Source organism: Vibrio amylolyticus (assembly GCF_023145695.1).
GTDB lineage: Bacteria > Pseudomonadota > Gammaproteobacteria > Enterobacterales > Vibrionaceae > Vibrio > Vibrio amylolyticus.
In genome coordinates this window covers 20,588-31,765 of record NZ_JAJHVV010000002.1, presented here as the reverse complement: position 1 = coordinate 31,765, position 11,178 = coordinate 20,588, and the positions used below count along the sequence as shown (strand labels likewise).

Annotated in this window: 13 protein-coding genes; all 13 read right to left on the bottom strand. The window is 43.7% G+C overall.

The genetic code is table 11. The features are described 5' to 3' along the window. Positions 1-2: 2 nt before the first annotated feature. Positions 3-455 (bottom strand): MSHA biogenesis protein MshP, encoded by a 453-nt coding sequence (locus KP803_RS03150; RefSeq protein WP_248007394.1) that lies wholly within the window; start codon positions 453-455, stop codon positions 3-5. After that, positions 445-1,137, bottom strand: coding sequence for a prepilin-type N-terminal cleavage/methylation domain-containing protein (locus KP803_RS03145; protein ID WP_248007393.1), 693 nt, complete (start codon positions 1,135-1,137; stop codon positions 445-447). Before KP803_RS03145 ends, KP803_RS03150 begins: the two co-directional genes overlap by 11 nt. Continuing rightward, on the bottom strand, positions 1,137-1,748 hold the full coding sequence (locus tag KP803_RS03140) for a type IV pilus modification PilV family protein (protein ID WP_427916922.1): 612 nt from the start codon (positions 1,746-1,748) through the stop codon (positions 1,137-1,139). Before KP803_RS03140 ends, KP803_RS03145 begins: the two co-directional genes overlap by 1 nt. Continuing rightward, the gene (locus tag KP803_RS03135; protein WP_248007391.1) at positions 1,739-2,260 is read right to left on the bottom strand and encodes a pilus assembly FimT family protein; all 522 of its coding nucleotides are present in this window, start codon (positions 2,258-2,260) and stop codon (positions 1,739-1,741) included. Before KP803_RS03135 ends, KP803_RS03140 begins: the two co-directional genes overlap by 10 nt. 133 nt (positions 2,261-2,393) lie before the next feature. After that, the gene (locus tag KP803_RS03130; protein ID WP_248007390.1) at positions 2,394-2,876 is read right to left on the bottom strand and encodes a type II secretion system protein; all 483 of its coding nucleotides are present in this window, start codon (positions 2,874-2,876) and stop codon (positions 2,394-2,396) included. A 39-nt stretch (positions 2,877-2,915) separates the two neighbouring features. Then, positions 2,916-3,491 carry a prepilin-type N-terminal cleavage/methylation domain-containing protein gene (locus tag KP803_RS03125; protein ID WP_248007389.1) on the bottom strand — a complete coding sequence of 192 codons (576 nt, stop codon included), beginning with the start codon at positions 3,489-3,491 and terminating at the stop codon, positions 2,916-2,918. Between the two features lie 77 nt (positions 3,492-3,568). Next, on the bottom strand, positions 3,569-4,027 hold the full coding sequence (locus tag KP803_RS03120; protein WP_248007388.1) for an MSHA biogenesis protein MshF: 459 nt from the start codon (positions 4,025-4,027) through the stop codon (positions 3,569-3,571). A 7-nt stretch (positions 4,028-4,034) separates the two neighbouring features. Continuing rightward, complete coding sequence (locus KP803_RS03115; RefSeq protein ID WP_248007387.1) at positions 4,035-5,255, bottom strand: type II secretion system F family protein; 1,221 nt, start codon at positions 5,253-5,255, stop codon at positions 4,035-4,037. Positions 5,256-5,281: 26 nt separating this feature from the next. Further along, on the bottom strand, positions 5,282-7,012 hold the full coding sequence (mshE, locus tag KP803_RS03110) for an MSHA fimbrial ATPase MshE (RefSeq protein ID WP_248007386.1): 1,731 nt from the start codon (positions 7,010-7,012) through the stop codon (positions 5,282-5,284). Further along, positions 7,002-8,261, bottom strand: a complete 1,260-nt coding sequence (locus tag KP803_RS03105) for a tetratricopeptide repeat protein (RefSeq protein WP_248007385.1) — start codon at positions 8,259-8,261, stop codon at positions 7,002-7,004. The genes mshE and KP803_RS03105 overlap by 11 nt, the downstream gene beginning before the upstream one ends. Beyond that, positions 8,261-9,103, bottom strand: a complete 843-nt coding sequence (locus KP803_RS03100) for an ExeA family protein (RefSeq protein ID WP_248007384.1) — start codon at positions 9,101-9,103, stop codon at positions 8,261-8,263. Before KP803_RS03100 ends, KP803_RS03105 begins: the two co-directional genes overlap by 1 nt. Before the next feature lie 90 nt (positions 9,104-9,193). After that, positions 9,194-10,810 carry a pilus (MSHA type) biogenesis protein MshL gene (gene mshL / locus KP803_RS03095; RefSeq protein ID WP_248007383.1) on the bottom strand — a complete coding sequence of 539 codons (1,617 nt, stop codon included), beginning with the start codon at positions 10,808-10,810 and terminating at the stop codon, positions 9,194-9,196. A gap of 15 nt (positions 10,811-10,825) precedes the next feature. Continuing rightward, positions 10,826-11,176: an MSHA biogenesis protein MshK gene (locus KP803_RS03090; protein WP_248007382.1), complete on the bottom strand. Its 351-nt coding sequence runs from the start codon at positions 11,174-11,176 to the stop codon at positions 10,826-10,828. Between the last annotated feature and the right edge of the window lie 2 nt (positions 11,177-11,178).

The window sequence follows — 11,178 nt, the reverse complement described above, 5'->3', positions numbered from 1 at the left end:
CCTTACTCCTTCACCCAAACTTCTTGCATGCGCTGCACATAGTTAATACCAGTTCCACATATGGTGGAGCTTTCTACCTTATAAAAAGATTCGTCATCTAACGAACCGATTGAACTGCAAGTCGTCGTTATATCTGAGCAGTTAGCATGTTTCGAAGCTAATGCTGATAACGAGTTTTGAACGGCAGCTGGGATAGGGTCTGTACAAATTGAGGAAACGGCTGCTGACGCATTCAATGGATACATATAGGTTAAAACAAGTTCATTCGCCGAGTGTGATAGCAGCCAAGCCTGTGTTCCCAAAGCATCGCGAGTAAGTGCATCACTGTTTGACCACTCTATTTTCGCTAAGGCAGCTCCCAGAAATCCCATCACAACTAATACAAAGATAGCGATAATGTACACGCTTCCTGACTGCTTGTGTCGACGTAGTATGAGGGGGAGATTATGGGACATTGAGCACCTGTATATCCTGTTGGAAACTGGTTGATTCATCATCGCTTTCAAAAGTCACATCTATATGGACTACACCACCACGTTGAAGCGTTGGAGCGTCATAGCTGATATCACCGTTCGTCACACTGTCGGCAACTTGAGTGCTATTTCGGACAATAGCCTTACTTGAAGAATTAAAACAATAGCTCACAAGATCCTTATAAATATAGTGCCTATTCGCTATAGATTCACTAGCGAGAGGTTGGGCTAATGTAATACTCGTACTTGCCCCAGATAAAGCGATGAAAATATCACTGTCTGTAAAGTCATCCTGCTGACTTGGATTAATGATCATATTTAAACCATCATAAGTCGCAGGTGAATTATCATTCCCTACTAAAAATGAGAGACTTAGATTGTCTGCAGACGATACTGAATAGAAACCCGAATAAAGAATGGGATAGAAAGAGACACATTTATCCGTTGAGCCAGTGACTTCAATACTATTAGGGACAGAATGGCGAATTTCACGCGAAATCTTTTCTAACACAAAACGAGCTTGAGTCTGTAAGCGCTGTCTTTCAGCCGTGTCTGAATACCCTTTCATCCCTAACTCAAGAAAACCAGCGATCCCCAAAACCAGAATTCCACCAATAATAATGGTCATAATCATCTCGATGAGCGTGAAGCCATTACGTTTCATTAGTAATTACCTCTGTAGCCGATAAAGGTGTAATCACCCCACTTACCCGCTTGAATCAACAATGTGATTTTTTTCATTGTGGTGATGGCTGATACTTCCTCAAAGGAGCTACTATCAACATATCTTGTAGTGACAAGTACCGTGAAATTTTTATATTGATCTGAAGAGTCATTTCCAAGAATGTCCATCAGATCGTATTCTGGATAATCTTCTGGCGATCCGGCACAACTAGAAGCATTTGTCCCCTTCCAGCAGCCAATATAGTCATCTACGTCGTTAAAACTCTCGGGATCAGTTTCTAATATATCCCTGCCAAATGCATCAGTAACGGTACAGCTATTCGTTGGATTGCTCGGGTTAGTTACCAAAGCGGCTTCACCACAGCGAACAGAACCACCGTCAAAGTCACTCCAGTGGTCAAACCCACGCGCCAAGATCTGACTAAGCATGCTTTGCCCTAAAGTCACGGCGCGTGTTTGATATTGAGAGGCTGCGGATCGTTCAATTTGCGGGTATAGAAAACTAGTAAGCGTTACCATGGCAAATCCCATAATGACAATAGCAACAACGCTTTCGATGAGGGTAAAGCCCTTCACTATTCTCATAAGCAGGCCCCGCCATACACATAGCCTTGGGGGTTAATACAGACATTGGCTGCACTTTGCCCTGCGGTAATTAAAATACTCACACCGCCACTCGCAGAGCCCAGAGGGTTACCCAATAGATCAAACGTAATCGTTGAGAGTGGTGGGGTGGTACTAAATGAAACCTTGTCAGCAGTCACAACATCACTTCGAGTGGTAGAGTCACTCGAGCTACAACCACTTGAACTGCCAACACAGCTTGAGTTTGCAGTGACTCTGCTTCGCAGACATAGCTCTTGAAGGTCAGGATTGCCTACATCATTACAGTATGTATAGATATCGGAAATATTGGTTTGAATACGGTTAACTTGAACTTGGCGAATAACAGAAATGATTTGTTCTTGTGCGGTAAACGCTGAAAAGCTAGACACACCCAAGTAGCGAGTACCCGCATACACAGAGACGATTGCAATCAACAAGATAACAACGATGAGCTCAACTAATGTAAAGCCTTGTTGTATTGAGCGATTGTCATCCATGAATCACCTGAGCTTTAACAGCAATTAGATAAAAACTAAGTAATTAATATTATAGTAAAAGATAAGAAAGGTATTGTGTTGGGTGATGTATTTATGACGGGCTTAAAAGGCCAGCAATGCTGGCCTTTTTTAGCTATGGAGCGACTGCAATTGTACAGTCATCTTCACCTACAGAGGCGATTGCCTGTGTATTTTCATCGCTAGCTTCAGTGTATTTAACACAGCTTGTTGTATAATCTGGAATACCAAAAGTAGCCTCTACTGGATCGCTATTAGGCACCACTTGAATAAACTCAAAGTCTCCATCAGCTCCCAAGCCTGTAACGATATTCGCCATATCATCTTCTGATGCCGCAGGGTAACCAAATACGGTATTAATAAGATCACCACTCAGAGTTACACTTGAACTTGAGACAGCTTCTGTTCCCTCAATTGCCGATTTGCCATATACAATTCCAGCTGCTCCTTGCATAGCTCCAGCTAGGCCTTCCAATGTTGCGTTTCTAGCGTCATCCTGGATGTTCAAGAACCTCGGTGCCGCAGTAACAGCCAAAATACCCAGAATTACAATTACCACCACTAGTTCTATTAGGGTGAAACCGCCTTGTTTTTTCATAGCTTACTTCTCTCTATGTTTTAAGTTAATAATGCAGTATTACTGCAAAGTTACGGTCACACGACCAGTTTCAATTTCATATACAAACTCATGATTCGTGCCACCCTCTTGCTGTACATAAGTACAAGTGTAGTCAGTATCATTTGCTTGAGCTGAATACTTCACATTAGATTCTGTAGCGGCATTTTCCACCGTATCAACTTTCGGTGGGTTCTGAAGCAAGTTATTCATTAAATCTATACAGTACTGATCTGTTAGCGCTGATGGAAATGCACCACTACCATCATTCAGTGAAAATGGGTACCCATCACGAAAACCCGTGTCAACGCCAGAGTTAGTTTTTGAGCGAGTGAGCCAAAAATCAACACCGTCATAGTCCACTGTGTTGTACTTTTCATTGCTGATGGTTTCTGAAGGCCTTGCTTCTGCTTCCCACTGGGCACGCGCAGAAAGTACACCAGTTGCATAACCACCTGCAACACCTTCAATACTGGCTTTTTTCGCTTCGTCTGTCACATCCAAAAATCGCGGTAATGCTGCAACTGCGAGCAATCCCACAACAACGATGACAACAACAAGCTCTACTAAAGAGAAACCAGTCTGTTTATTATTCATCTTAACTTCACTCACTTTATTCGTATGGCGTATTATACGGCAAAATAAATCACTTGCTATCAATAATACGTCAATAATTACGCTTCTGTTAGAAAATCGACACTTACTGTAAATCTGTCATTAACTAATTGAATAACAATGACTTGATTGCTTGCATAGATATACCTACATTGATATTTCATGCTATTTTCATCACCTTCAAGGTGATCTTGATAAAGCGTCAAGTCTCGATTATCTGGGTGCAAAACGTCCAACCAAAAACTACAATTTTCTTTACCACTCTGGTCAATCGGCATCACCCAACCAGACTGGCTCATGGTTAGTATTGTGTCATCTATTAACAGTTTAGGCGGTTGTTTGCGTAACAACCACTCTTGCTTATAATAACTTGCTCGTTCAATGATCCGCTTGCTGGTCACAAGTAAAGCAGTATCACTCGCCTCTTCATCCACTTTTTGCCAAGCCAACATGAATCCAAGCACTAACACGATAACAATCAGTAGCCAGATAACAAATTGAGAGCGTCCTGTTTCCACGGCTCAACTATCCTTTCATGGCATCTAACATGCCCCACATAGGCAGGAAGATACCCAATGCAAGTATCAGTACCATGCCCGCAACGATAACAAGCAAGATTGGTTCGATTCGTGCTGTGAGGGTTTTTAAATCATAGTCGACTTCACGATCATAAAAGTCGGCAACTTCTAATAAAAGCTCATCAATTCGGCCTGTCTCTTCCCCCACAGAAATCATCTGAATAACCAATGGGGTAAATATATTCGCGTTAATAGCGGTAGAAGAGATAGCGGTACCCGCTTCAATGGCAGCCTTCATCTCAAGCAATCTTCTTTCCAAAAACTTATTATCAAGAGCCTCTGCGGAAAGTGCCAAAGATTGATTGAGCGGAACACCGGCTTTAAGCATTAGAGCAAACGTTCTTGAAAATCGAGACAATTGCGCTCGATTGACAATCCCACCGACAATCGGCATGCGTAGACGAAATAGATCCCAGCGCTCTCTTCCTGAGGCAGTATTAACCCAGGCTTTAAAGGCGAATAACAGCCCAACCATGACACCAATCATGAACGCCCAATAGTTAACAAAAAAATCAGACATTCCGATAAGAATTCTCGTCGGTAGAGGCAAATCAACGCCAAAACGGCTGAACATGGTCGCAAACTGTGGGATCACCTTAATATTAAGGATAAACAACGCAACCAGAATGAAACCAATAACAAAGGTTGGATAACGCATCGCGGTTTTTATGCGCTTGCGAGTCTCTACTTCTTGTTCATAGTATCCCGCGAGCTGAAGCAGTGCTTGATCAAGGCGACCGGTATTTTCACCAACACTGATCATAGAGACAAACAGCGGGCTAAACACCTTTGGGTGTAGTTGCATTGAGCCCGATAAATTTCGACCATTAGTCAACTCAGCCGCAACTTCTTCCAACGCTTCTTTGAGTTGTTTGTTGGCACAGTTTTGCGTTAACCCTTTCATAGAGCGAAGCAAAGGAACTCCAGCCTTGGTTAAGCTATAAAGTTGACGACAAAAGATGACTAATACTTCAAGCGGAACAGTAGGAACAAAAAGTGTTTTCAGTTCAAAATCGAGTGAAAAGCTTTTGCCTCCAACTGAGATATTGGTAGGAATAACCCCTTTATTCATTAACGCTTCCGCTGCAAGATCTTCCGTTGCGGCTTCTATTTGCCCCGTGGCTTTACTGCCATCGGAGTTACGTCCGTCATACTGATACGTTGGCATATCTTTCCCAAACTAACATGGCTTCCCTACATTAAAATCGCTTTTTGAATACCCGAAGCATCACCTTCACTAAGGTTCATCACCTCGTCTAAGCTGACTACCCCTTGCAGTGCCAATTCCATTGCCGAAGCAAGCAGTGGTTTATAGTTCTTAGAGTTTCGTGCCGCGTCAGAAAACGCAACGGCATCTTGAGAACGTAGTGCATCCATCATATCTTGCTCAAGTTCGAGCATTTCAAATACACCAATTCGACCACGATAGCCCGTCAAATTACAGTTCTGACAACCACTACCGCGAGAGAAAGAAGAGTGAGCTTGATTTGGAAACCTTACAGTAAGCCACTGCCTTCTTGATTCATCCACATCCTCTTCAACTTTACACTCGGAACAAATTTTTCGTACAAGCCGCTGAGCAACAACAGCGCGAACGGCACTGGCAACCAGATAGCCCGGTGCGCCCATGTCCATCATACGCAGTGCGCTATCTACTGCATCATTGGTGTGCAAAGTACTTAACACTAAGTGACCAGTCAGGGCAGCTCTTAATCCTATTTCTACCGTCTCTTGGTCACGCATTTCCCCAACTAAAATAATATCGGGATCTTGACGTAAGAAGGTTCTTAATATGGTTGAGAAGTCTAAGTTAATCTTAGGGTTAACCTGTACCTGATTAATTCTAGGTAAGCGGTATTCCACCGGATCTTCCGCAGTGATGATCTTCTTTCCCGGCACGTTTAGCTCTGAAAGCGCACCATACAAGGTGGTAGTTTTACCTGAGCCCGTAGGTCCTGTCACCAAGATCATTCCATGCGGTCTTTTTAACTGCTTTCGTAATTTTTCTAATAAGTCCGCAGGTAAACCCGACTCTTCAAGCTTTCGCACGCCAGATGATTGGTTTAATAAACGCATCACCACAGATTCACCATGCTGTACAGGCATCGTCGACATACGAATATCAACCGACTGACCCTTGGTGCGAATATTAAAACGCCCATCTTGAGGCAATCGTTTTTCTGAAATGTCTAAGTTCGCCATCAACTTAAGGCGCAAGACTAGGGCTGATGCTATGTTCACTTCATTGAGTAACGTCTCATGTAATACGCCATCAATACGCTGACGCAGACGAAGCACATTGGCATCTGGTTCGATATGAATATCTGAAGCACCCATTTGAATTGCATCTTCAAACAGGGAATTGATCAGCTTAACAACGGTAACTTCATCGCTATCCGTCGTTTCATCCAGGTTGTTGATATCAAACGCATCATTAACTTGGTGCTCTGCTTGAAGCTGCTCTGCAAAAGAGGCGATTTCCTTGGTTCGACGATAATAACGGTCAAAGCCTTCAACCAACTGGCTCTCCGGTGCAATCACAAACTCTAGGCTAAATTTAGATAGTTGACCAAGCAATGCCTCTTGAGCAAAAAGATCCGCTGGATCACTCATGGCAATACGCACCGTATCACCACTGCGAGAGATCACTAAGGCACGCAAACGTCGAGCATGTACTTCTGGAAGAAGCTGAACAGCATCAACATCGATATTGGCTCGACTGATATCAATTAACGGTAGGGCAAGCTGCTGAGATAAGAAGGTTAGCATTTGATGTTCGGTCAAAAAGCCGAGTTCAATGAGCATGGCCCCCATTTTTCTCCCAGTACTTTTCTGGGCAGCTAACGCTTGTTCGATCTGCTGTTCGGTAACAATGCCTTCTTCAACCAGCAAATCACCAAGACGTTTACGAAGCTTAATTTGCACTGCTGTTCTCCTCAGGCGTTCCGCTTTGTTGCAAGGTAGTGATTAATTTTAGTCTCTCGCGAACAAATGTTTGTGACTGTCGAGACAGCCCTACTTTAGTTAACGCTTGTTGGTACGCTTTTTCTGCCGACGGTATGTCTGCATTACGCTCTTGTTGAATGGCTAAACCTAACCACCAACGAGCGTTACTCTCGTCAACAGCCACTAATTGTTGGTAAGTTTCTAAGGCGATATCGTCGAAGTTATTTTTTTGGGCCAATGCTGCGCGGAGTGATAAATAATCGACGCTAGGTTGATGATTTAGATGCATCAATGGTGTCAGAGCGGCTTCATGCTGCTGCTCTTTAATCAACAGTTTTGCCAATGCGATACGCAACACTTCGCTGTCGTTATCAATTTTAATCCCTTCTTGAAGTATCTCAAACGCTTGTCGAGCATTTCCTTTACCATAATAGAGGGCAGCAAGCTGCTGACGAACATTCTCATCTCTTGGGGTGTATCGAAGTGCATCACTATACCCACTAAGCGCTTCATCAATGTTATTGCTATCTATTGCTTTTCGAGCTCGCTGTACTGCTTTTTCCGCCAACTGTACTGGAGTAAGCTCAACCTGCTCAATAATGACGGTGTTACTTTTTGGTTTTGTCGGCGCTGAAGAGGCTTCTGAAGGCGCTGGCGAAGTAGATGCCTTAGGCTTCTCTTTGACTTGGGAGCTAGGTTGTTCACTAACCGTGTTATTACTCGCCAGTAATATACTCGTGTCAGAGACAGCGGTTTTACTCACGACCTCTTCTGCTTGAGTCTTCTTACTTGGTGTTTGGCTTACGTCATGATTCACTTTAGCGTTAACAGGCACTGACTCTTTATTCGTCGAGGCTTTATAGATGATCACCTGCTGAGCGGAACCTTTACTTGTTGAGACTTCAACAACACTCGTTATTGGCTCAAGATCAGAACTTGTCTCTACACTTGTTTGCTGTTCAAAAGCAATACTAACAGGCACCGATTTTTCAACCAAAACCGGCTCTGCCGTTATGACTTTTTGCTCAATCACTGCGGATTGCTCGACAATAGAAGATTGCTGTGAGACAGCCCAGCCACCAATCGCTAGGCTAAGCGAAAAACCACCAATCACCCACGGCAGTACCGGACGAGATTTTACTTTCTCAATGTGAGCTTTTTCAATCTGAGTGGTCGCGCCCTGCTCCTTTTCTGATAGCTCAGATAGCGCTTGATTGATGGTACTCATTAATAACTCCATCCCCATAGAAAGGGGGCTTTAAATTTTGGCTTACAGCTATCAAACGTGTCGTGTATTGCACTATAAACATGTTTGCTATGTACTTTTGATGCCTTAGCACCAAACGCTAAAATAAGTGATTTATGACAGATTTGATTGATCAAGCGAGGGTTCCCATGACTTGCTCGCCAAATCGACTTTTTAAGTGAAACGCTAAACAAAGCTTCACTAACATCACTTCGATTTACGCGGGTATCAATATAGGCAACGCTCTCATCAACAGATAACGGGCGTAGCTTAGCGTTAAACGTAATTCTCTGTCGAAACTGCCTGAGATGATGCTGAGTTAATCTTTCATCAAGCTCAGGTTGGCCTATCAAAACAATGTTGAGTAGCTTCGCCTGCTCAGTTTCCAAGTTACCAAATAACCTTAATACCTCGAGCGCTTCATCGGATAGAGCTTGGGCCTCATCAACAATCACGATCGTTTGTTTTCCCAATTTAGAAAGCTGAATGAGCCGCTCTTGAATCTTATCAACCACGGAAATGGACGCTTGAATCTCTAAACCGAGCTCACTTGCAACCGCTTGACGAAGCTCATCACCGGTTAGTACCGGATTAGGTAGGTAGACAAGTTCTACATTCTCTTTGAGATGGTTAATTAACATCCGGCAAACCATGGTTTTTCCAGAGCCCACTTCTCCCGTCACCTTAATGACGCCTTCCCCCATATTCAATGCCGCCATCACCATTTGAATCGCTTCATAGTGAGGCTCTAACCCCAAAAACAGCTCTGTATTTGGGGTTAGGTTAAAGGGGTATTGGCTGAAACCAAAGTGCTCTAGGTACATTGCTAATTTAAACCTAACCTTGCTTATTTTGAGTTTAACCTTTTAACCAAAGGCTAACTTCATTCGTCACTGTATCGAGAGTCGTTCTGATTACTGAGAGTCAGGAAACCACTCTTGTAGAATATCTCGGGAGCGTTCTAGCTCTTTTTGCCAAGTATTCACACCAACAACCGTGGGCCTAAGTAAGATCACCAACTCTGTTTTTTGTGTTAATTGAGTGGTATTTCTAAACAGGTGACCAAGCGCGGGGATATCGCCAAAAAATGGAACTTTCGATACTTGATCAAAGGTATTGGACTTCATCAAACCACCTATCACGACCACATCCCCATCGCGGGCTCGAATAATCGAATCAGACTCACGAATTGAGCTTTGAGCCAGAGGCAAGGAAATCACTCTATCCCCGTAGCCAATCTCTTTAACCTGCTCTTGAACATCAATAACAGCAGGATGTACATGAAGTAATACATTGCCTTCATCATCGATTTGCGGCGTCACATCCAGTGATATACCAGAGAAGAATGGTGTAAGCTCTACTTCAGGCGAAGCTTCGGAGTTATCACCACTGCCTACAACACTCGAAAAGTCAGTCACGTAGTATTCATCGGTACCCACTTTGATCACTGCTTTTTGGTTATTCGCAGCAGTCACTCTTGGGCTTGAAAGTACATTCAAATCCCCTTGGGTATCCATAAAGCTAAGAACGGCTTCAAAGCTACCATCAGAAATCGTTACGTTGGTTTGTCCGCCTAAAAGGCTACCGATAGAATCTAGGCCTGGAAGCGCTGCCGCACCGAGGCGATCAATCACAACCTTACCGTCACCCATTGAAATATTTGACCAATTAATCCCTTGTTGGTAACCATCATTAAGCGTCACCTCTAGGATCTTCGCTTCCAAAATAACCTGACGCTGTAGGCGCTCTTGAGAAACGCCTAAGAAGTGCCTTACTTCACGAATTGCATCAGGATATGCACGTACCGTGATAACACTCGCTTGTGGTGTAACGACAACACTTTGTCCATCGCCTGAACCAATCAATTGAGAAACGGCTGTCACTAACTGCGGCCAAAAATCACTCTCGCTGATGGTCTCGATTTCTGTTCCGCCTTTAGAGCTCGAACTAGAAGTATTTGATGAAGAGTTCGAGTTAGAAGAAGAGTTCGAAGACGACGAAGAGCTGGTATCTGTATTGGTTATGGTACCGGTGGTAATCGAAGTTAGTGAACGGCCTTTACGCTGTATCTGTAAGTAATCAACGGGAATGGTTACCGTGCGAATGCCAGCCGGATAGACCTGAATGATCTTGCCTGTACGCTCAACTTCATAGCCGTACATATCACGCACCACAGACAGCACTTCATCCAATGTTACATCCGACAGGTTAACCGTAATGTTCCCCTTTACCGAGGGATGGATCGCGGCGCTGTATTCCGTACCTTTCACTAAGCTGGCAAAGAAAGTACTGGCTTCAACACCATCGGCACGGACTCTAAACCGTTTTACATTCGTTTCAGATGCTAAGTTGACGCCATCAATATTAGGCATAAGGTCTTGCTGAACAGAGGCGGGGAGCTCATTGAGCTTTAAGCTGTTTGCTTCATTGATCGCTTCGTTGAGCGCTGCTTTGGCTTCGACCGGATCACGATGCCCCATAGAGCACCCAGCAAGAGAAATCATAGCGATTGCAATTACGATTTTACGCATAGAATTATTCATACCTTAATTCTTAATATCTAATGAGAAGAGCTCTAAAGTCCAGAGCCTACTTCCGCGTACCAAGGTCACTTTGTCATCAGAAATCTGACGAACTTGATACCCATTTAATTTATCCCCTTTCTTAACAACCGTGTTATTAAGAACCGCATTACAGCGCTTGGTTTGATCACAAGCAATGCTCTTAAGCGTCGGCAAGCGATAAATCACGGTTTTCTGGGTCGTTGACTTTGACTCTGCGGGCTTTTCCCACCCTAATGGTGCCGTTGGGTCTTGGCCTTCAGGTTGTTTGTCGGCCGCTGAAGAGAACATACTTACAAATAGGAAACCAGCTATGACGGTTATTCTTAAAAACATGA

Excerpts from the sequence above, each read along its gene's own strand:
- KP803_RS03150 (WP_248007394.1), bottom strand. The coding sequence starts at position 455 with ATGTCCCATAATCTCCCCCTCATACTACGTCGACACAAGCAGTCAGGA.
- KP803_RS03145 (WP_248007393.1), bottom strand. The coding sequence starts at position 1,137 with ATGAAACGTAATGGCTTCACGCTCATCGAGATGATTATGACCATTATT.
- KP803_RS03135 (WP_248007391.1), bottom strand. The coding sequence starts at position 2,260 with ATGGATGACAATCGCTCAATACAACAAGGCTTTACATTAGTTGAGCTC.
- KP803_RS03130 (WP_248007390.1), bottom strand. The coding sequence starts at position 2,876 with ATGAAAAAACAAGGCGGTTTCACCCTAATAGAACTAGTGGTGGTAATT.
- KP803_RS03125 (WP_248007389.1), bottom strand. The coding sequence starts at position 3,491 with ATGAATAATAAACAGACTGGTTTCTCTTTAGTAGAGCTTGTTGTTGTC.
- KP803_RS03115 (WP_248007387.1), bottom strand. The coding sequence starts at position 5,255 with ATGCCAACGTATCAGTATGACGGACGTAACTCCGATGGCAGTAAAGCC.
- KP803_RS03105 (WP_248007385.1), bottom strand. The coding sequence starts at position 8,261 with ATGAGTACCATCAATCAAGCGCTATCTGAGCTATCAGAAAAGGAGCAG.
- KP803_RS03100 (WP_248007384.1), bottom strand. The coding sequence starts at position 9,103 with ATGTACCTAGAGCACTTTGGTTTCAGCCAATACCCCTTTAACCTAACC.
- mshL (WP_248007383.1), bottom strand. The coding sequence starts at position 10,810 with ATGCGTAAAATCGTAATTGCAATCGCTATGATTTCTCTTGCTGGGTGC.
- KP803_RS03090 (WP_248007382.1), bottom strand. The coding sequence starts at position 11,176 with ATGTTTTTAAGAATAACCGTCATAGCTGGTTTCCTATTTGTAAGTATG.